Genomic DNA, 19,775 nt, shown 5'->3' with positions numbered 1-19,775 from the left:
CGCCGTAGCTGGTCAGGCGGCGGCCGCGACCCCGCGGCGCCGAGATCCGCGTCGCGGCGTCGAGGACACCGTCGACTCCTTCGGCACGGGACGACCGGCGGACTTCTCGACGAACGGGAGGACTAGTGCAGCGAAGTCGTCGGGGCACTCGATCTGCGGCATGTGGCCGATTCCGGCGAACATCTCGGCCTCGGCGTGCGGGAACAACCGTCGTGCCGCGTCGAGATGGTGCGGCGGCAGCACGCGGTCCCGGTCGCCCCAGATCACCAACGTCGGCCGAGTGTGCTCGGCCGCTGCAGTCGTCAATCGCCGGCGCCATCCCGACTTGATCCGGCGGGGAGTGGCCAGCGCACGCACGGTCTCCAGCAGGACGGCGCCCGTGTCGGGTTGAGCAGCGATCGCCAGGGCGTGATCGATGCGCGCAGTCGTTGCCAGGCTCGGGTCAGCGAAGCTGAGGCGTTCGGCCATCCGTGCGCTGCCACGCGTGGTGTGCCGCACGGCCAGGTCACCGAGCACCGGGACCGCCAGGAGACGAAGCGGCAGGGCGACCTCGGCCCCGAGCCCTGCGCTGTTGACCAGCACCAGGCTGGCCACCCGCTCCGGCGCCGCGATGAGCAACTGCAGCGCCACGGCACCGCCGAGGGAATTCCCGATGACCTGCGCGGGGCGTCGTTCGCCGAGCACGTCGAGAGTGGCGAGCACCTCGCGGGCCAGCACCTCCAATGTGGTCGACTCGGGGGCGCGGGCCGAGAAGCCCGAGCCCGGGAGGTCCAGCGCGATCACCCGGTGGGCCCCTCGCAGCCTCGAGAACTGGGGGCCCAGTCCTCGAGGCTGCGACCGATCCCGTGCAACAGCAGCAGCGGTGGGTTCGCCGGGTCGCCCTCGATCCGCACCCAGGTACGGCGACCGGCGACGGTGACGTAGCTCGGCGTGCTCATCGGGCGCTGCTCGCAGCGAGCGGGGCGAGGTCAGCGACGGCGGCGATCCCCGGGCGAGGCTCGGCGAACACCAGCGCGGAGTCCTCGATCGGGCCACCTGTGGCCGACGGCGGAGGACCGGACGCGAGCGGCCGCAGCGGATCTCATGAGGGACTCGCTGATGACGTGAGGTTCAATTCGTCGATCGGATCGGCTCCGCAAGGCCGCGAGTGAGCGCCTGGATGATCTCCAGTCGACGAGGCAGTGGGTGCGTCCTTTGGGAAGCAGCGGGGATCACGAAGTTCTGGACCAGCATCTCCATGTTGCCCGGCCAACGTCCGAGCAGTTCGGCGAGCCGCACAGGCCCGATGAGATCGGCGACGTCGGCGCCCAGCAGGCGGGCCGCTGCACGCGGGACATCGGCTTCCTCGGCAATGAGGAGCTGCTGGCCCGCAGGCGTCTCGTAGAGCCGGTTGTCGAGCTCCGGCGACTCTGCGTACCAGTACGTGCTCAAGGCGAGGTCGTTGGCGTCCTTCGCCTCGCGCCATTCCGATCGGTCCAGCCAAGCGGCCAACTTCGCTGCCGTGTAACCGGGCACCGTCGGGCATCGGATCGTCAGGGAAGGATGGAGCACCAGGGACTGCGAACTGTCGAAGATTTCCGTGAATGCCCAGACCGGGATGCCGTCGTCCCGCTGTGGCGGACGGACGACTCCCTCGGGATCTTCCAGTTCGCCGAAGGGGAGCAGGTCGACCACCAGCCCCGCGATCCGAAAAGCCACGCCAGTGTCTGCCGCGGCCGGGAAGACCGCTGCGAGGCGTTCGTAGACCTTCCAATTCGAGAGGGCCAGCGCGAGGTCGACATCGCGTGTCGCTCGGGTGTCGAAGTCATGTCCGAGAGCAGCGTGCAGGGTGTCACGGCACCAGGCGCCCACCAGCATGACCTGACCTGGGTCCAGGTCCGGGGCCTGCTCAAGCATCTGCTCGACCACGCGGATGATCGGATCGAGGAATCCCTCAGCGATCAGATTCGTGTCGATCAAGACGTCCCCTCCACTCTGGAGCCACGCCACGAACGCGGGGATCGTCGCTTGCCATGAGGTCGGCGTACACCAGGACGGCTGGTGCATTGCGCAGACCCGTGAGCGGGCCGTCGTGGTCCTGCGACTCGTGGGGTGGCGTCGTCCAGAACCTGCGTCGCACGGTGATGTTGCCATCGCCGTCCGAGCGCCAACGGTTCTTCACGGGCAGCATCGGGTCGAGCCCCGCCACGTAGATCGTCAGCGAAGCGGGTCGAAGCAAGTCGTCGGCGGCAAGTTCCCCGGACAGCGCAGGACCTCCGAGGAAGACTGGATCCTCCGCGTCGACCTTCCTGAACTCGTCGACCGAGCCACGGTAGGTGGCGAGCGTGAGCTTTTGGCCCAGTCCCTGCGGGAACGACGCGACCCAGAGGTCCAAGAGTTCGGAGTCGCTTCTGTTCCCCCCCGGCCCGAATCCGGACTGACGAAACATCCTGAGGGCGTCATTGGCTTGGCCGAGTGAGACGCCGGCAGCCTCGGCGATCTCGCGCTGCGGCCTCTTCCACAACCTCGGCCACTGAAGCAACGCGAAGGCGACCTGGGAGCGCGCCGTGCTGAAGAGGTTGCCGCCTCTCTCGCGCTCGGGGTGCGGGGGCTCGATGTCAGCGCGACGACCCCGAACGTCGATGAGCACATCACCGAAGCGGATCGAGGCGTTGCCTGCCGCATCGATGAACTGGATCCCTGCGCGCCTGAAATTGTCGGCAGAACGCGCCGAGACTGAGGTCGCTCCGACCAGCAGAGGGACCGATCCGCTCCCATGCGTGCGAAGCGGAGCGAGGTTGGAGAGCGTCGGGCGAGCTTTGAGCTGCATCGCAAACGCTTGGTGTGCGCCGCCTCGTGACAACACCAGGTCCAAGTCGTAGCCGGCATCGTGCATGCGCGGCTGGTGGGCGTCGACGCGGAGTCCGTACTCCTCGAATCGAGGCGCAAGTTCGGCCAGCAGGTCATTCACGAGGCGCTCCGTTCAGTTCTGGCTGACGTTCAGGTTACTCGAACAGTTCCAAAAACTGAACAGCATGAGCGTTTGGCTCGCGCCTCAGTGTCAGACAAGGTGGCCGGCTGTCTGTTTGTCTCTTAATAAGGGACAAACAGACACGTCGTTCCCGCGCGCCCGAAGAGGACGAAGAGGACGAAGAGGAGCAGCAAGCAGAGCAGCCGCATCGTCCGCGAGAGTGACCCCCCGGGGCTTAACCCCAGAAGATCGGGTCGCCCGAGTCCTCGATGTGGTCGAGCAGGGCCTGGGTGTTCTTCGTTGGGCGCTTCCGCTTGTACTCGTGGAACTTCAGGTTCCGGTCGCGCCAGTAAATCGCCCACAGGCCCGTCGTCTTGGTGTAGCGCAGCCTGGCGATCGGGAAGCGCGTGGGCTCCCCGACGCCGTCCCACGGCGGCCGGACCTCGACGATGTCGACGTGCCGATCAGCAACGTCCGCCTCGACCTTGAGCTCGTCCCAGAGGTGCTCCGGCACGCGCCCGCGCGCCCAGAGGCGGATCCGGTGAAGGTCGGTCTCAGGAAGCACGATCAACCCCGGGTCTGGATGGCTGCGGTCGGATTCTTGCGGACTGGATGCGGACTGTTCGCCTCTAAACCCCGTCTGACCTGCGGAAACTCTTCGGATCAGTAGTACCAGGGGTACGGCGACCAGTCCGGCTCACGCTTCTCGAGGAACTGGTCGCGCCCCTCCTGCGCCTCGTCGGTCATGTAGGCCAGGCGCGTGGTCTCGCCGGCGAAGAGCTGCTGGCCGACGAGGCCGTCGTCGAGGAGGTTGAAGGAGTACTTCAGCATCCGCTGGGCGGTCGGGCTCTTGCCGTTGATGATCCGGCCCCACTCCAGCGCGGTCGCCTCGAGCTCGGCGTGGGGGACGGCGCGGTTGACGGTGCCCATCCGCATGCCGTCCTCGGCGCTGTACTCCTCGGCGAGGAAGAAGATCTCGCGGGCGAACTTCTGACCCACCTGGCGGGCGAGGTACGCCGACCCGTACCCACCGTCGAACGAGCCCACGTCGGCGTCGGTCTGCTTGAAGCGGGCGTGCTCCTTGCTGGCCAGCGTCAGGTCGGCGACGACGTGCAGGCTGTGCCCGCCGCCGGCGGCCCAGCCGGGGACGACGCAGACGACGATCTTCGGCATGAACCGGATCAACCGCTGGCACTCCAGGATGTGGAGACGCGCCATCCGGGCCTTGTCGATCGGGCTCGGCTGCTCGGCGCCGGTGTCAGCGGAGCCGATCTCCTTGTCCTCGTACTGGTAGCCGGCCTTGCCGCGGATCCGCTGGTCACCGCCGGTGCAGAAGGCCCACTTGCCGTTCTTGGCGCTCGGGCCGTTGCCGGTGAGGATGACGCAGCCGACGTCGCCCTGGGTGCGCGCGTGCTCGAGGGTGCGCAGCAGCTCGTCGACGGTGTGCGGTCGGAAGGCGTTGAGCACGTCGGGGCGGTCGAAGGCGATCCGGACCGTGCCGTGGCCCTTGGCGCGGTGGTAGGTCAGGTCGGTCAGGTCGTCGAACCCGGGGACGACGTCCCACTGGCTCGCGTCGAACGTCTCGCTCACACCTTCGATCGCACTCATGCACCGAACGGTAGTGGCACTGGAATATCGCCGGGCGGCGTGGTCTTGTGGAGGACATGACTCTTCAAGGCGAGTACGAGCCCAGCAGCCAGAAGTGGGTCCGCGACCAGGTGGCGGCGTACGAGGCGTCGGGCGGTCGCGAGGCCAACACCCTCCAGGGCGGCAAGGACCCGATCGTGGTGATCACCTCGGTCGGCGCCAAGTCCGGCAAGCTCCGCAAGAACCCGGTGATGCGCGTCGAGAAGGACGGCACCTACGTTGCGATCGCGTCCAAGGGCGGCGCCCCCGACAACCCCAGCTGGTACGACAACTTCGTGAAGCACCCCGTCGTCGACCTGCAGGACGGCCCGGAGCCGAAGGCCTACCAGGCGCGCATCGCCGAGGGCGACGAGCGCAGCAAGTGGTGGGCGCACGCCGTCGCGACGTGGCCGACCTATGCGTCCTACCAGGAGAAGACGGACCGGGAGATCCCGGTGTTCATCCTGGAGCCGGTCACCGCCTGAGCAGACGCTCGCTCAGGCGTTCGCGATGGTGATCGCCAATCCGCAGAGGTGCCCGAGCCGGGCGATCTCTGACTCGGCGAACTCCGGTCCGCCACGACGACCGATGACCACGATCTCGTTGCCGTCGAGGCGGGCCGCCGCGAAGAGGGTGACCTCGTCCTCGGGCGACTCCAGGCGGCTCGGCGCCTCGATCTCGACGAACTCGAACTCCTCCGGCGCTGCGCTCGTGCGTTGTACGACGCCCTTCGCCCGGTGCACACGCGCAGCCCAGTCGACGCGGAAGGTCGCCGGCAGCAGGCCGATCAGCCGGTCGATGGCCTCCGCGGGCGAGGCGGTCAGCTCCTCGACCGCCTCGAGATCCATGACCAGGTTGCCGCCGGCCGGGTAGCGGCTGATCCACACGACCTCGACGCCGTCGAGCAGGTTGCAGGCCGACACGACTGAGTCGGGCATCATCCCCTGCTCGAGCTCGAGCAGGACGTCGTCGACGACCGTGCCGTCGTCGCGCTTCTCGACGATCTCGATCGCCTCGATGTCGCCGCCCGCCATACCGATGGCCGTCGCGACGCGACCCAGCGAACCGGGCACGTCAGGGAGCAGCACACGCAGCAGGAACGGCATGATCTCGACACTAACCCGAGCGCGTTTCACCCTCGTTGCAGGCCCACCGGTTGAGCCAGGCGCTGGCGCAGGCCCGTCGCGCGCTGCGCGGTGGTGTCGACGGCCGCGCGGACCGCTGCCTCGGAGCCGACCACGAGCACGCTCTCCTCGGCGCGGGTGACGGCGGTGTAGAACAGCTCGCGCGTGAGCAGGCGTGAGTCGGCGGCCGGCAGCAGCACGGCGATCCGCTTCGCCTGGCTGCCCTGGCTCTTGTGGATCGTCATCGCGTGCATGGTCTCGACGGCGCCCAGGCGGGCGGGCGCGAAGGGCCGCGGTCGACCTGCGCCGGCGATCCACGCGCGCGGCCGGCCGGAGGCTTCGGGCACGACGACGCCGGTCTCCCCGTTGTAGACGTCGAGCGCGTAGTCGTTGCTGGTCACCAGGAGCGGACGGCCGGCGTACCAGCCCGAGCCGAGGGGTGTGCCGAGCGCGGCGGACAGCCACTGCTCGGTGTGGTGGTTCCATGCGCGCACGCCGTGCGGGCCTTCGCGGTGCGCACACAGCAACCGGAACCGGTCCATCGCCTCGATCGCGGCGTCCGCGCCCGAGGAGACCGCCGCCTCCCGGACGGCCAGCGCGGCCAGGGTGCAGGCCTCGCGCAGCGCGACCACGGGGTCGTCGGTCTCGACGTACTCGACCTCGCCGGTGCCGGCGCGCAGCACCTCCAGCACCCGGTCGGCCGCCTCCGGTCCGTCGTCACGCAGGGCGGCGGCCAGCGCCTTGATCTCCTCGGTGGAGCGGTGGTTCTCGGTCAGGGCGACGACCGGCGAGTCGTCGTGGTCGGCGAACCCGGCGACGAGGTCGGAGAGCACGGCACCGGCGCCGACGGACGTGAGCTGGCGAGGGTCGCCGACCAGCACCAGTCGGGTCTCGGGGCGCACGGCGTCGAGCAGTCGCGCCATCATCGTGAGGTCCACCATGGACGCCTCGTCGACCACGACGAGGTCGTACTTGAGCCGATTGGTGCGGCCGTGCCGGAAGCGCGTGGTGGTGTCCGGCCGCCAGCCGAGCAGACGGTGCAGGGTCATCGACTCGGGCGCGGGAACCTGTCCGGGGCCGCTGCCCAACGCGCCGAGCGCACCCAGCTCCTGGGTCACCGCCTCCTGCAGCCGGGTGGCGGCCTTGCCGGTCGGCGCGGCCAGCGCGATCGACATCGGACGCTGGTGGGCGAGCGCGAACTGGTCGGCGACGGCGAGCACCAGGCGGGCGACCGTGGTGGTCTTGCCGGTGCCGGGCCCGCCGGTCAGGACCGTGGTGTGGTGCTGCACGGCGTGGACGACGGCCCGCGCCTGCTCGTCGCTGAGGTGCGATCCGCGGACCCGGTCCAGGGTCGCCCCGAGGACGGCCGCGTCGGCGTCCGGTGGGGCGAGCGCGATGCGTTCGGCCAGGTCGTCGGCGACCTGGCACTCGAGGCGGTGGTAGCGGTCGAGGTAGACGAGATCGTGCTCGAGGTGGAGCACGCCGGCCGCGAGGAGGGCGGAGCCGCGCAGCGCTGCGGTCCACTCGGTCAGCTCGGGCCAGGCGAGGTCGTCGAGGTGGGGCAGGGCGTCGAGGTCGAGCCCGACAGATCCGCCACGCACCGAGCGCGACGCCAGTGCCACGGCCAGCAGCACCCGCTCGTCGGTCTCCTCGCCCAGCGCACCCACGCGCTGCGCGACCTGCACGTCGGCCGCGTCGACGACCCCCGCGAGGTTGAAGTCGGCGAGCAGTCCGGTGGCCCCGCGGGCCAGGCGCGCGTCGTGCGGTGAGGTCGGGACGAAGAGATCCATCAGGCGCGTCCGTCCAGCAGGTCGGAGAGGTCGGTGACGAGCGCGGCGGGCGGCTGCCACGTGAAGACGCCGCTGGGCGAGCCGTCGACGACCGGGCTGTCCGGGCCGCACATCCCGCGCAGGTAGAGGTAGGCGACGCCGCCGAAGTGCCGCTTCGGGTCGTAGCCCGGCTGGCGCCACCGCAGGAAACGGTGCAGCACCACGGCGTACAACAGCGCCTGGAGCGGGTAGTCGGAGTGGCCCATGGCGTCCACGAGCGCCGTGCGGTCGTACGACGCCGCGGTCAACGGCTCCTCACGGGAGCCGAGCCAGTTGGTCTTGTAGTCGACGATGACGTAGCGAGGATCCGCCTCGCCGGCGCCGCGGACCCGCAGCACCACGTCGACCGATCCGGTGAGGTAGCCGCGCAGCACCTGGCCGCCGAGCAGCGGGTTGTCGAGTGCGTCGGCGTAGGCCCGGACCGGATCCCCGTCGGGCAGGTGGCGACGCAGCAGTGCGGAGATGTCGCCGAGCAGGACGGTGTCGTCGGCGCCGCCGGCGCGGTCCCCACCGGCGAGCGGCAGCTCGAAGTCGAGCTCGCAGAGCCGGTCGCGGGTGCCGACCCGGCGCAGGGTCGCATCGTCCATCAGCGGACCGAGCGGCGAGTCGAGGACGGCCACGAGCGCCGTGGCGAGCTGGTCGCGGTCGAGCTCGACCGGCCACCAGGTCAGCTGTTCGTCGATGTGCGCGGCGAGCTCGGCGTGCAGGTCCTCGACCGTCGGGTCGGCGTGCTCCAGCACGGCGTGGACCAGCGAGCCGAAGGTCGCGCCGACCGGGAGGTCCGCCATCGGCGAGGCCATCGAGTCGGGCCGGGTGCCGGTCGCTCCCCCGGCCTGGTCGTCGAGGACCGCCTCGATCACCTCGTCGTCCTTGACCTCCACCTCGGGCTCGCTCACCACGCCGGGCTGCCCGGCCGCGAGGTCGACCTTGCTGAGGGCGGAGTACGACGTGCGCCGCCACTCGGTGTCGACCGTGCGCGTGAAGCTGCGGGCTCCCAGCACGGCAGGGACGGCGGGAGGCAAGGGTTCCGACGCCTCGGCGGGCACGGCCACCTCCGGGGCGGGACCGCCGCGGTCGCGCCAGGTCGCGAAGAGCGCGGTGACGGCGTCCTCGTCAGGAAGGGGCGGCGCCGGCGGCACCTCCGGGCGCAGCCCGGAGCCGTCCGGGGTCGCGCCGCGCAGCAGCAGCCGGTGAAGCGGCGAGGCCTCGGCATTGCGGGTCGGCGCCCACCACGTGACGACCTGGCTCTGGGCCCGGGTCAGGGCGACGTAGAGCAGCCGCAGCCACTCGCCGGCCTCCTCGTCGGCCCAGCGTCGGCAGTGGTCGGCCCAGTCCGGACCGGAACCGCCGACGTCGACACAGCGCTCGCCGTCAGCATCGTGGAACAGCGGACGCTTCGGCTTGCCGACGTGCCGGTCGGCGAGGGCGGGGAGGTAGACGACGGGGTACTGCAGGCCCTTGCTCGCGTGGATGGTCACGAGCTGCACCGCCGCGGCGTCGGAGTCGAGCCGGCGGGTGCGCTCGGCACCACGGCCGTCGCGGGCCTCGACGACCTGCTGGCGCAGCCAGGCCAGGAGCGCGACGGCTCCCATCTGCTCGCGCTGCGCCGTCTCGTGCAGCACCTCGCCGATGTGGCGGATGTCGGTCAGCAGGCGCTCGCCGCCGACCCGGGCCAGCATCCGGGCGGGCATGCCGGCGGAGACCGCAGCCTCCACGACCGCGGCGACCCCGCGCCGCGCCAGCGCCTCGGACCAGGAGCGCAGCCGGTCGCCGAGCTCGTCGGAGAGGTCGTCCCCGCCGGCGTCGAGCGCGGCCGCGTCGTGGCCGACGAAGCAGGTCAGGGCCGCGGCGCGGACCCGCTGGGTGCGGTGCGGCTGTTCGAGCGCCTCCAGGAGGGAGAGCCATTCGACGGCAGCGGGCGTCGCGAAGACACTTCCGCCACCGGCGATCACGGCCGGCACGCCCACCTCGGCCAGCGCGGCCCGTGCGATCGCGAGGTCGTTGTGGCGCGGGCAGATGACGGCGACGTCGCTGGGCTCGAGGCGACGTCCCTCGAAGGTCGGCTCGCTCGCGATCAGCGCCCTGATGTCGTGGGCGAGGTCCTCGGCGATCCGGGGGCGGACCTTGCCGATCGGGACCGCGCTCGAGCCCCGCTTGCCGAAGGACTCCCGCCGCACGACCCGCACCCGGAACGGCGCGGGCTTCGGCGCCCCGACCAGCCGCGACTCCTGGTGGTGCGCGGTGACGTCGTGCACCACGATCCGCGGGTCACCCAGCTCGGCACCACCGAGGAGCGCCTGGAACCCCGCGAGCAGACCCGCGTCACTGCGCCGGTTGACCCCGAGCGTCTGCTGGGTGGTGGCGGTCCTCGCGGCGGTGAGGTACGTCGTCACGTCGCCCCCGCGGAAGGCGTAGATCGCCTGCTTCGGGTCCCCGATCAGCACCATCGTCGCGTGGCCCGAGAATGCCCGGTCGAAGACCTGCCACTGCACCGGGTCGGTGTCCTGGAACTCGTCGACGAGCACGATGCGCCACCTCGAGCGCATCCGCAGCCGGGCTGGGGAGTCCTCCGGCTCGAGTGCCGTGGCGAGCTGGCTCAGCAGGTCGTCGTACGACAGGACGCCGAGGCGGCGCTTGCGCCGGTCGAGCTCGGCGCGGACCGCGGTCGCGAAGGCGACCCGACGACCGGCTGCGTGCTCGCGCGGCAACCCGGTCGGCTCGAGCCGGGCCTGCGCGTCACCGACGGCCGTGCGCGCGATCGCGAGCGCCTCGTCGTAGGAGAAGGTCGGCGCCATGCCGTCCCCGCCCGAGGCGAAGGCACGCAGGTAGAGGTCGTCGACGACCTCGACCAGCAGGTCGTCGAGGTCCTCGACCAGCCGGGCCCGGGCATCGGTGTCGCCGGCGACGCCGAGCGAGTCGAGCACCAGCGAGCAGAACTGGTGGATGGTCGCGATCGTGGCAGCGTCGAAGTCGGCGAGAGCCTGGACCACCCGGCGGTGCCGCTTGACCCGCTCGGTCGCATCGCAGTCGAGGACCTGCTCGATGACCTCGGTGCGCTCGAGGGGGTCGACGTCCGCGCCCTCGGCCAGGGCCCGCTCCGCCTCCACCAGCTGACGACGGACCTGCTCCCGCAGCTCCTGACTGGCCGCACGACCGAAGGTCACCACGAGGAGCTGCTCGAGGGGGATCCCCTCCTCGGCGACGTAGCGGGTGACCAGGGCGCCGATGGTCCAGGTCTTGCCGGTGCCGGCGGAGGCCTCCAGGAGGGTGGTCCCGGTGGGGAGCGCGGCGCGGATGTCGAAGGGAGTCACAGGGGGGCGATCCTCTCGGCTCCGGCGAGCAGCGGCTCCCACAGCTGCCAGGCGAGCTCGGGCAGGCCGGCCGCGACCAGCACCTCGACCGGAGCGCTGGGTCCGTGGATGCGGCGGTGCACGGGGTCGTCGTCCTCGCCCTTGATGCCCCAGTCGTTGAAGGGGTCGGTCTCCCACGCCCGGCGCGCGGCCTCGACCGGGTCGATGTCCATGCCGCGCAGCTCCTTGGCGCGCGCGTCGGCCCACGCCGCCGCGGTCTCGAGCGGCATCGCCAACGGCTCGACCTGACCACGGTCGTGGAGGTCGACCAGCGAGCGGAGCCACTCACCGGAGCGGTGGTCGACCGGACCGACCAGGGCGCGCTGGGGCCCGGCCTTGCTGCGGGCGACGGCGTGCCCGGTCCAGTTCTCGTCGGGGTGGGTCGCGCTGAGGGCGAGGACGTCGAGCCACGAGGCCAGGCGCTGCTTGGGCTTGAGCCGGGAGTAGCTCACCGAGACGACCTGGTTGCCGTAGACCCGCGGCACGGTGCCGGTCAGCCGCCGACCGTCGCCGAGGTCGACGTCCACGTCGATGGTGCGGATCGGTCCGGTCCGCAGGGCCGCGCTCTGCTGCAGCAGCCCCTGGCAGGTGGTCACGACGTCCTGGAGCACGGAGAACCCGAGGCCGAACGGAGGAAGGGTCCCGCGCAGCTGCTCCGCCAGCATCACGGCCTCGCCGGTCGCGGCCGGGGAGTCGGAGGCCAGCACCTCACGCAGCAGGCGGTCGCCGATCTGCCACTTCTCGAGTCCGTCGAGGGTCACCGGGATCGCGTCGGCCACCTGGTCGGGCTGGAACGGGGTGGTCACGTCGAGGCGTCCCCGCAGGAACGTCCGCGCGGGGCGGTGCAGGAAGTCGCGCAGGTCGGCGAGCGTGATGTCGCCGGGTGTCGCCGGCGGGAGCGCGGCCGTGAGGAAGGGGGCGACCGGGAGCCGTTCGCGCACCGATGCCCGTGCCCCGGCGAGGGCCGCGCGGTCGAAGCTGAACGGTGTCGGACCCGCGAGGGCGCCGGCCTCGTGGTTGCGGGTGTCGTAGGCCTGCAGGGGGTGGCGTACGACGACGGCCTCACGCACCGGCACGGAGGCCGTGCGGTCGAGGGCATCGACCAGCTCGCCGAGCGGCACGGCCGGCGGTCGCTCGGCACCGGTGTGCTCGGTGGCGCCGGTGTAGGTGATGACGAGGCGCTCGCCCGCCGCCAGGACGGCGTCGAGCAGGAGCTGCCGGTCCTCCCCGCGCAGGTCGCGCTCGCCGACGAGCGGCCCCCGGGCGAGGACGTCGTCGCCGTCGACGCCGGTGGAGCGGGGGAAGACGCCGTCGTCGAGCCCGACCAGGCAGACCACGCGGTGCGGCACCGAGCGCATCGGCACCATCGTGCAGACGGTGAGGGTGCCGGTGCGGAAGTTGGCACGCGTCGGCCGTCCGGCGAGGCGGGCCTGGAGGAGGGCCCGGACGTCGGCGAGGCGGAGGGGTACGTCGGGGCCCGTCGCCTCGGCACTCGCCTGGACCCGGGCCAGCTCGCGCTCGAACTGGGGCAGCTGCCAGGCGTCGTCGGTCTCGACCTCGCAGAGGTCGCGCACACCGTCGGCGAGGGTGCCGAACCAGTCCTGCGCCGTCCGGGCGCGTGACAGCGACTCGAGGCAGGCGCCGAGTCGTCCGACGGCCTCGCCGAGCCGCCCGACCAGCTCGATCTCGCCGCTCGCGACGTCGTCGACGGGAAGTCCGCGGCCGAGGTGGCGATGCTCGTCGCCGCTCATCGCGACGCCGAGGAGGAGGCGGTCCAGGCCGGCCCGCCAGGTGTTGTGGGCGAACGAGTCCATCGCGTAGGACGCCCGTTGGGTCCCGTCGATCCCCCACCGCACGCCCGATTCGGCGACCCAGCGGCTGATCCGGGCGAGGTCGTCGTCACCGAACCCAAACCGTCGGCGGCACACGGCGCGGGACAGCAGGTCGATCACCTCCGAGGCCGTGGCCCGTCCGCCCGCGAGCTCGATGAGCACGACCGCGACGCCCAGCAGGGGGTTCGTGCTGCTCGCGGCCCGGTCGGCGAGCCGGACCCGGAGCCGGTGTGCCGGGTGCAGGTCGACGTCGACCGCGGTCTCCCCGATCAGCTCACCCAGTCCGAAGCCGGCGGAGATCAGCGGCGCGTAGGTCTCGATGTCGGGGCACATCACGACGATGTCGCGCGGCTCCAGGGTCGGGTCGTCCTCGAGCAGGCCGACCAGCACCTCGCGCAGGACGTCGACCTGACGGGCCGCCCCGTGGCAGGCATGCACCTGCACGCTGCGGTCCTCGGCCCCGAGCACCCGGCCCTCCCGGGTCGCGGGGTCCGGGACGGCGTTGGCGCGCAGGTCGGACTGCAACCAGCCGAGCAGGGTGTCGGGGGCCGGGGGCTCCTCGACGGAACCAGCATCGACGGCCGCGCCGCTCGCCAGCCGGGCGGACAGGACGGTCGCGAGCTCGCGCGCGTCCCGTCCCAACGACGCCAGCAGCGGGTGGGCGGCCAGGTCGGTGGCGGCCGCATCGGCTCGCGGCCGAACCGACGGGCCGGCTGCCGCGACGGCGTCCCACAGGGCCGCCGACGGCTGGGCCAGCCACAGGTGGACGTCGCGGTGGACGCCCAGGGCGGCGAGCAGGTCGATCTCGGTCTGTGGCAGCCGGGTGTGCCCGAACAGGGACAGCCGGTCGGGCAGGTCGAGTCCGCTCACCTCACCCGCGAGGAGCGCCGCGCAGACGCGCTCGTGGCGCACGTCGGGCGGCTCGGTGTGGCCGGCTGCCGCCATCCGGGCGAGCAGCTGCCGCCACAGCTCGGCCTCCCAGGCCAGGTCGGCCGGCAGCTCGCCACCGGCACCATCGGTGTCGCGGCCCTCGCGCCAGTCGGTCACCAGCGTCGGCCGCTGGACGGCGTACGACGCGAACCGCTCCGCCAGCCGGCGCGCCACCGACCACCGGCGACTGCGCCGCAGCTCGCCCTCCTCGCCGTCGAGGCCGTGCCCGAGGTGGGTGGCCAGGGTCGCGCACCACGGCTGCCCGAGGCTGTCGTCGATCGTGGCGAGCACCGGCCACACCAGCCGGTCGGGATGCCACGGGTCGTCGGCGTCACGCCCCAGCAGCATCGAGACGAGCGACGCCGGCTGCAGGAAGTCGACGCCGGCGCACACGCCGTCACCGCCGCCCGGTCCCGTGCCAAGGCGGTGGGAAAGGCGCTGGGTCAGCCACCGCTCCACGCCCCTCGCCGGGACGACCACGACCTCGGTCGCGAACGGGTCGTCCGGCGGCACGGCGAGCAGCGCACCGAGCTCGTCGGCGAGCAGGTCGGTGCGCGCAGCGCGGTGGAGGTGGAGGGTCATGTCGGACCCGAGGTTAGTGGTGGGGTCCGAGCCATGCCTGCACGGTCGCCCGGCCGATCTCGATCGCCTCGGCGATGGACTCGAGGTCGCTGCTCAGCCGACCCACGTCGTGCGAGCCCAGCGGCGGGCGCACCTCGACGAGGGTCGCGACCGGTGCGCCGCTCGCCTCCGCGAGGTGGAGGTCGTCGGCGGCGTACGTCGCGTGGCGGCCGAGGTGCGCGCGACCGGCCCGCCGCCCGTGGCGCAGGAAGTACGGCGCGAGCAGGGCCCGCTCGATCCGGGACGGCGGCGCGGCGCGCTGGTCCGTGCGTCGGGTCCGCAGGACCAGCACGTGGGTCGCGCCGTCCGCGAGGGCACTGCGATAGGGCACGCCCTCCGAGAGACCACCGTCGACGTACGTGCGCCCGCCCAGACGGACCGGTCGTCCCGCGAGCAACGGCAGGCAGGAGCTCGCGCGCAGCGCGGTCTGCAGGCTGCTCCGGTCGACGACGAGCGGCCCGAGGTCCATCGCCCCGCCGGTGCGGGCGTCGGTCGCCATCGGGTGGAAGCCGATCGGGTTGGCGAGGATCGCCTCGAAGTCCATCGGCGTGATCGCCTCGTAGACGTGGTGCACCAGGCGGCCCAGGTCGATGAGCGGTCCACCCCGCAGCATCCGGCGCGGGTCGGTGATCCGCGCCGCAGCCACCTCCGGCCACGCCCAGCTGCGCATCCATCGCCGGGCCTCGCCGGTCAGCAGCCAGGCGGCGTTGAGCGCACCGCCCGAAGTGCCGTAGACGTCGTCGAAGGCGTCGGTGAGGCCCGCCTCGTCGAGGGCGAGCGCCATGCCGGCGGAGTACGCCGCCCGGTTTCCGCCGCCCTCGATCGCCAGCGCGATGCGGAGGCCGTCGGTGCGCTCGCCGGGACGGCTCCCGGCGAGCTGCCGCTCCCGGAGGGCGTGCAGGAGCCCGACGCCGGGCTCAGTCAAGGTCGCGCACGACCCGCGCCGGGTTCCCGACGGCCAGGACGCCGGCGGGCAGGTCCTTGGTCACGACCGCGCCGGCTCCGACGACGGTGTTCGCGCCGATCGTCACGCCGGGACACACGATCACGCCGCCGCCGAGCCAGACGTTGTCGCCGATGGTGATCGGCTTGGCCGACTCCCACTTGGCGCGGCGGAGCTCGGCCCCGAGCGGGTGGATCGGCGTCAGCAGCTGGACGTTGGGGCCGATCTGCACGTCGTCGCCGATGGTGATCGCGACGACGTCGAGCGCGATCAGACCGAAGTTGATGAAGGTGCGCGCCCCGATCTCGATCTGGGTGCCGTAGTCGACCTGGAGCGGCGGACGGATGACCGTGTCCTCACCGAAGGCGCCGAGCAGGTCGCTGAGCAGGGAGCGGCGACGCTCCTCCTCCCGTGCCGTCGTGGAGTTGAACTCCGCGGTCAGGTCGCTGGCACGGTGGTAGGCGTCGACGATCTCGGGGTCGTCGGCGAGGTAGAAGTCGCCGTCGAGCATCCGCTGGTGCATCGATCGCGCGTCGTCGGGATCCCTCGGGTCAACTGACTCCACCGTCACTCCTCGTCCTTGCGACGCCGCTCCTCGGTGCGGTGGCGCATCCGCTCGCGCTGCTCCTCGGCCTCGTCGTCGGCCTCGTGGATCCGGCCCTCCAGCGCCGCACGCGCCTCGGGCTTGCCGTGGAAGCGTCGGTAGGAGTAGACGAGCAGTCCGAGCGCGATCAGGCACGAGATCACCAGGGTCACGCCGGTCCAGGGCCCACCGAAGAGCCACCACTTGTCGGCGACGGGCCACCACGACGGCGCATCAGGACCGACGATCCACAGCGCGCCGAACGCCCCCAGCGCGAGCCCACCGATGGTCGAGGCGATGATCCGCGGCCACGTCTCCACGCCCTCCGCCGCAGCACGCAGCGCCCGCAGCAGCACGGGGTCGAGGAGCCGCTCGGCCCAGGTGTACTGCTGGGAGAGCACCGCGAGGCCCGCCGCGATCAGCAGCAGACCCGGTCCGGGGAGCACGATCGCGGCGATGCCCGCGAGCAGCAGCAGCCAGCCGAGGACCTCCAGCAGGAGGCGCTTGGCAGCGCCGGTCATCGACCGCCGCCGAACTTGTCGAGCCACACGAGGACGTCCTCGTCGGCATTGCCGTGGGCCGCCGCGATCTTCGCCCACTTCAACGCGAGGGCGTGGAACCGGAGCGGGTTGTAGACGTCCTCCTCGCGCGAGAAGAGTCCGTCGCCGGCGTACGTCATGATCGTGATGTTCGGCTCCGTGAGCATCGTCCCGTCGCCCGGGTCCGGCATCGGGTTGAGCACCTCGCACACCAGTCGGGCCTGCTCCGCGTCGACCACCTGCCAGGAGATGGGAAAGCCCGTCATCACGCGGCCGGGGTACGACGTCATCGTGCGCACCGACCAGGCTCGGATCTCCTCGCGACCGGTGAACGTGCCCATCGCGTGCTCGACGTAGACGGCGTCGGGGGTGAACAGGTCGGCGTACCCCTCCCACTCGCCGGACGCCGCGAACACCGCGACCTTCTCGTGGAAGGCGGAGTACGCGTCGGTGATCTCCGCAGCGGAGAAGGCGACGGTGGGGGAACCGGTCATGCCGCCGATCCAACCATGGTGGTGGGAGCCACCACTACGCTTCGCCCATGCCGAAGCCGACCGCCGCCTCGCGGCGCAGCCCCTTCGGCTCCCGTCTGCTCGGGCCGCGAGACCAGCCGCCCCGCCGGATGCGGATCCGGATCCAGGTGCTGCTGACCGTGCTGCTCGTGTCGACGAACCTGATCGGCGCCTTCGTCGTCTTCGTCGTCAACACCTGGGCGATCCCCTCACCGCCCCCGAACCGCTCGATGGTGATCGCGCTGGCCATCGGGATCCCCACCTATGTCCTCGCGGCCGCCGCGGTCGGTGCCACCTGGGGCACCTTCACCTCGCTGCGCGCCCTGCGCTGGGCCACCCAGCCCGACATCGACCCGGACCGCAGCCAGCGCGCTCGGGCGCTGCGGGTGCCCTTCGCCCTGACCACGATGCAACTGCTGCTGTGGGTCGTCGGGACGGTGCTGTTCACCCTGCTGACCGTCCTGCTCCAGCCCTCGCGGGCCCTCGGCACCGGGCTGACCGTCGGCATCGGTGCCGTCGTGGTGGCCGGCATCTCCTACCTGCTCACCGAGTTCTCCCTGCGCCCCATCGCGGCCCGCGCCCTGTCCGACGTCCGCGTCACGGGCCGGTTGCGCGGGGTCGGCGTCGGCCCACGGATGGCGATCTTCTGGACCCTCGGGACCGGCGCCCCGATCGTCGGACTCATGATCGCCGCGATCCTCGCGCTCACCCCGAGCGGCGACGACGCCACCCTGCAGGACCTCGCGATCGTCACGATCATCGTCTGCAGCATCGTGCTGGTCTTCGGCTTCCTGCTCACCGACCTCAACGCCCGCTCCGTCGTCGCGCCCCTGCTGTCGGTGCGCGACGCGATGCGCGCCGTCGAGTCCGGCCACCTCGAGGCCGACATCGTCGTGTACGACGGCACCGAGCTCGGCCAGCTCCAGAGCGGCTTCAACGACATGGTCACCGGGTTGCAGGAACGCGAGCTGATCCGCGACCTCTTCGGCCGCCACGTCGGGCAGGAGGTCGCCGCCGCGGCGGCCGCGCTCGGCGCGGGCGAGATCGAGCTCGGCGGGGAGGCCCGCGAGTGCTCGGTGCTCTTCGTCGACCTGGTGGGCTCCACGACGTACGCCACCGAGCACGGGCCGACCGAGGTCGTCGCGGTGCTCAACCGGTTCTTCGGCGTCGTCGTCGACGAGGTCGACCGGCACCGCGGACTGGTCAACAAGTTCATGGGCGACGCCGTGCTGGCGATCTTCGGTGCGCCCGTCGAGCACCCCGACCACGCCGCCGCCGCACTCGCCGCGGCCCGGGCGATGGCGGACCGACTGGCGGTCGAGGTGCCGGAGGTGGGCGCAGGCATCGGCATCGCGACCGGGCAGGTGGTGGCCGGCAACGTCGGGCACGAGCAGCGCTTCGAGTACACCGTCATCGGCGACGCCGTGAACTCCGCCTCCCGGCTCACCGACCTCGCCAAGGACGTCCCCGGCTGCGTGCTGGCGTCGTGGCTCTCGGTCGAGGCCGCGCGCGCGACGGCTTCTCCCGAGGCCGAGCACTGGGTCCGTCACGGTGAGACGATGTTGCGGGGCCGCTCCACTCCGACGCCCCTGGCTGTCCCAGGAGAGGCGATTCGGTGATGCGTCGTGTGATGGGTGTGTGTCTGGCCGGGCTGGCGATGGTGGCCTCGGTGCTGGTTGCGGGTCCGGCGCGGGCGGATGTGCCGGTGGTCGGTCTGATCACTGTCGATCCGCTCAACATCGATCACTGGGGGACGCTGACAGCCACGCTCTCCGGCAACGACTCCTGTGCGCAGCCGGTCACCTATGACTGGGACTTCGACGGCGACGGCTCCTACGACGACCTGGTCGGCACCACGTCGAACAGCGCCGAGTGGCCCGCCGCCCAGTGGTCCAGCGGACCTGGGACGTACGAGGTCGGCGTCCGGGCCAACGTCTGCGGCGCCACCTTCCCGGCGTCCGCTGACGTCACGGTCCCGGGACTCGCCGGTTCCTTCTACGTCACCCTCTCCGGCGCCGTCACGGAGGTGGGAATCCCCGCGCCCCTGTTCGTGACGATCCAGAACCGGCCGGCACCCGACGACTTCGGCTACTCCTGGGACCTCGACGGGGACGGCGCCTTCGACGACTCCTCCGCCACCTATGGCACGTTCGAGCCGACCGCGATCGGCACCTTCCAGGCCCGGGTCCGGGTGCTCCACAAGCCGTCGGGGAGCTTCGCGATCGCCACCTCGACGATCCGCGTCGAGGCGCCGCCGGAGCCCGTGACCCTGGCCCCGGCCGTGGTCACCGGAACGCCGAAGGTCAGCTACGTCCTGGTCGCCTCCGGCGCCACCCCGACCCCCGGCAACGCCGTGCGCACCGTCAAGTGGCTGCGCGACGGCGTCCCGATCACCGGAGCCACGCTGGCGACGTACCGGCTGACCACCGCCGACGCCGGTCGTCGGGTCAGGATCGAGGTCCGCGCGACCCTGTCCGGCTACGCCGACTCCGCGCCCGTCCTGAGCAACTCGGTCGCGGTCGCTGCCCACAACTCGGTGCGCCCCACCTTCTCCGGCACGCTGCGGGTCGGTCGCAAGCTGACGGGCACCCGCGGCACCTGGTACGCACCGAACCACACCTACACCTACCGCTGGCTGCGCGACGGCAAGGCGATCAGCGGCGCGACCGCGCTGACCTACGTCACCAAGTCGACCGACCGGGGCAAGCGGATCTCGCTGCGGGTCACCCGCCAGCGCGCCGGCTTCCCGACCGTCCACGCCTACAGCGTCGCCCGCACCATCAGCCGCTGACCCCGACCCGCGCTTGTAACTACGTGTCCATGCACTGAATTGCCCGTCAGAACGCCCGGGTAGGTGCCACAGCACCCGGGTGGATGTCCGCGACGGAACGACTGCCCCGGCGATCCTCGACCGCGCGCCCGACTCCCGGCCGAGG

General features: G+C 71.8%; 17 protein-coding genes. 3 read left to right on the top strand and 14 right to left on the bottom strand.

The features are described 5' to 3' along the window. Positions 1–12 precede the first annotated feature (12 nt). From ASE01_RS05135 to ASE01_RS05115, 6 genes are all read right to left on the bottom strand, one after another. Positions 13–783 carry an alpha/beta fold hydrolase gene (locus ASE01_RS05135; RefSeq protein WP_200958757.1) on the bottom strand — a complete coding sequence of 257 codons (771 nt, stop codon included), beginning with the start codon at positions 781–783 and terminating at the stop codon, positions 13–15. Continuing rightward, positions 780–938, bottom strand: a complete 159-nt coding sequence (locus tag ASE01_RS24925; protein WP_200958756.1) for an alpha/beta fold hydrolase — start codon at positions 936–938, stop codon at positions 780–782. The genes ASE01_RS05135 and ASE01_RS24925 overlap by 4 nt, the downstream gene beginning before the upstream one ends. Before the next feature lie 172 nt (positions 939–1,110). After that, positions 1,111–1,959, bottom strand: coding sequence for a hypothetical protein (locus tag ASE01_RS05130; RefSeq protein ID WP_157537110.1), 849 nt, complete (start codon positions 1,957–1,959; stop codon positions 1,111–1,113). Continuing rightward, the gene (locus ASE01_RS05125) at positions 1,934–2,950 is read right to left on the bottom strand and encodes a type IV toxin-antitoxin system AbiEi family antitoxin (RefSeq protein ID WP_056749096.1); all 1,017 of its coding nucleotides are present in this window, start codon (positions 2,948–2,950) and stop codon (positions 1,934–1,936) included. The genes ASE01_RS05130 and ASE01_RS05125 overlap by 26 nt, the downstream gene beginning before the upstream one ends. Before the next feature lie 235 nt (positions 2,951–3,185). Continuing rightward, positions 3,186–3,515, bottom strand: coding sequence for a DUF3024 domain-containing protein (locus ASE01_RS05120; protein WP_235535872.1), 330 nt, complete (start codon positions 3,513–3,515; stop codon positions 3,186–3,188). A 98-nt stretch (positions 3,516–3,613) separates the two neighbouring features. Then, a complete protein-coding gene (locus ASE01_RS05115; protein WP_056749095.1) occupies positions 3,614–4,558 on the bottom strand; it encodes a 1,4-dihydroxy-2-naphthoyl-CoA synthase in 945 nt (314 codons plus the stop codon). A gap of 56 nt (positions 4,559–4,614) precedes the next feature. Between ASE01_RS05115 and ASE01_RS05110 the strand changes: the two genes are divergently transcribed. Then, positions 4,615–5,061: a nitroreductase family deazaflavin-dependent oxidoreductase gene (locus tag ASE01_RS05110; protein ID WP_056749347.1), complete on the top strand. Its 447-nt coding sequence runs from the start codon at positions 4,615–4,617 to the stop codon at positions 5,059–5,061. A 12-nt stretch (positions 5,062–5,073) separates the two neighbouring features. On the opposite strand, the gene ASE01_RS05105 is transcribed toward ASE01_RS05110, so the two are convergent. From ASE01_RS05105 to ASE01_RS05070, 8 genes are read right to left on the bottom strand one after another with little or no spacing between them, the layout of a single operon-like run. Then, the gene (locus ASE01_RS05105) at positions 5,074–5,682 is read right to left on the bottom strand and encodes an ACT domain-containing protein (protein WP_056749093.1); all 609 of its coding nucleotides are present in this window, start codon (positions 5,680–5,682) and stop codon (positions 5,074–5,076) included. A 26-nt stretch (positions 5,683–5,708) separates the two neighbouring features. Further along, complete coding sequence (recD, locus tag ASE01_RS05100) at positions 5,709–7,490, bottom strand: exodeoxyribonuclease V subunit alpha (protein WP_056749091.1); 1,782 nt, start codon at positions 7,488–7,490, stop codon at positions 5,709–5,711. After that, positions 7,490–10,840 carry a UvrD-helicase domain-containing protein gene (locus ASE01_RS05095; protein ID WP_056749090.1) on the bottom strand — a complete coding sequence of 1,117 codons (3,351 nt, stop codon included), beginning with the start codon at positions 10,838–10,840 and terminating at the stop codon, positions 7,490–7,492. The genes recD and ASE01_RS05095 overlap by 1 nt, the downstream gene beginning before the upstream one ends. Continuing rightward, complete coding sequence (recC, locus tag ASE01_RS05090) at positions 10,837–14,223, bottom strand: exodeoxyribonuclease V subunit gamma (RefSeq protein ID WP_056749088.1); 3,387 nt, start codon at positions 14,221–14,223, stop codon at positions 10,837–10,839. The genes ASE01_RS05095 and recC overlap by 4 nt, the downstream gene beginning before the upstream one ends. Positions 14,224–14,236: 13 nt before the next feature. Further along, on the bottom strand, positions 14,237–15,187 hold the full coding sequence (locus tag ASE01_RS05085; RefSeq protein ID WP_056749085.1) for a patatin family protein: 951 nt from the start codon (positions 15,185–15,187) through the stop codon (positions 14,237–14,239). Then, positions 15,180–15,770 (bottom strand): sugar O-acetyltransferase, encoded by a 591-nt coding sequence (locus ASE01_RS05080; protein ID WP_235535871.1) that lies wholly within the window; start codon positions 15,768–15,770, stop codon positions 15,180–15,182. Before ASE01_RS05080 ends, ASE01_RS05085 begins: the two co-directional genes overlap by 8 nt. A 2-nt stretch (positions 15,771–15,772) precedes the next feature. Beyond that, positions 15,773–16,309 carry a PGPGW domain-containing protein gene (locus tag ASE01_RS05075; protein ID WP_056749084.1) on the bottom strand — a complete coding sequence of 179 codons (537 nt, stop codon included), beginning with the start codon at positions 16,307–16,309 and terminating at the stop codon, positions 15,773–15,775. Continuing rightward, positions 16,306–16,821, bottom strand: coding sequence for a nuclear transport factor 2 family protein (locus ASE01_RS05070; protein WP_056749082.1), 516 nt, complete (start codon positions 16,819–16,821; stop codon positions 16,306–16,308). Before ASE01_RS05070 ends, ASE01_RS05075 begins: the two co-directional genes overlap by 4 nt. A 47-nt stretch (positions 16,822–16,868) precedes the next feature. Here ASE01_RS05070 and ASE01_RS05065 point away from each other — a divergent pair, with 47 nt between their 5' ends. Both ASE01_RS05065 and ASE01_RS05060 read left to right on the top strand, forming a co-directional pair. Next, positions 16,869–18,458, top strand: a complete 1,590-nt coding sequence (locus ASE01_RS05065; protein WP_056749081.1) for an adenylate/guanylate cyclase domain-containing protein — start codon at positions 16,869–16,871, stop codon at positions 18,456–18,458. An 11-nt stretch (positions 18,459–18,469) separates the two neighbouring features. Next, complete coding sequence (locus tag ASE01_RS05060; protein WP_235535870.1) at positions 18,470–19,630, top strand: hypothetical protein; 1,161 nt, start codon at positions 18,470–18,472, stop codon at positions 19,628–19,630. The last annotated feature ends 145 nt before the right edge of the window (positions 19,631–19,775 follow it).

It is taken from the genome of Nocardioides sp. Root190, assembly GCF_001428565.1.
Lineage (GTDB): Bacteria > Actinomycetota > Actinomycetes > Propionibacteriales > Nocardioidaceae > Nocardioides.
The sequence above is the reverse complement of the archived record's forward strand: the minus strand, read 5'-3'. Positions and strand labels throughout refer to the sequence as shown.

Bases quoted from the DNA above. Each gene is read 5' to 3' on its own strand.
- ASE01_RS05110 (WP_056749347.1), top strand. From the start codon at position 4,615: ATGACTCTTCAAGGCGAGTACGAGCCCAGCAGCCAGAAGTGGGTCCGC.
- ASE01_RS05070 (WP_056749082.1), bottom strand. From the start codon at position 16,821: ATGACCGGTTCCCCCACCGTCGCCTTCTCCGCTGCGGAGATCACCGAC.
- recC (WP_056749088.1), bottom strand. From the start codon at position 14,223: ATGACCCTCCACCTCCACCGCGCTGCGCGCACCGACCTGCTCGCCGAC.
- ASE01_RS05075 (WP_056749084.1), bottom strand. From the start codon at position 16,309: ATGACCGGCGCTGCCAAGCGCCTCCTGCTGGAGGTCCTCGGCTGGCTG.
- ASE01_RS05065 (WP_056749081.1), top strand. From the start codon at position 16,869: ATGCCGAAGCCGACCGCCGCCTCGCGGCGCAGCCCCTTCGGCTCCCGT.
- ASE01_RS24925 (WP_200958756.1), bottom strand. From the start codon at position 938: ATGAGCACGCCGAGCTACGTCACCGTCGCCGGTCGCCGTACCTGGGTG.
- recD (WP_056749091.1), bottom strand. From the start codon at position 7,490: ATGGATCTCTTCGTCCCGACCTCACCGCACGACGCGCGCCTGGCCCGC.
- ASE01_RS05105 (WP_056749093.1), bottom strand. From the start codon at position 5,682: ATGCCGTTCCTGCTGCGTGTGCTGCTCCCTGACGTGCCCGGTTCGCTG.
- ASE01_RS05115 (WP_056749095.1), bottom strand. From the start codon at position 4,558: ATGAGTGCGATCGAAGGTGTGAGCGAGACGTTCGACGCGAGCCAGTGG.
- ASE01_RS05060 (WP_235535870.1), top strand. From the start codon at position 18,470: ATGGGTGTGTGTCTGGCCGGGCTGGCGATGGTGGCCTCGGTGCTGGTT.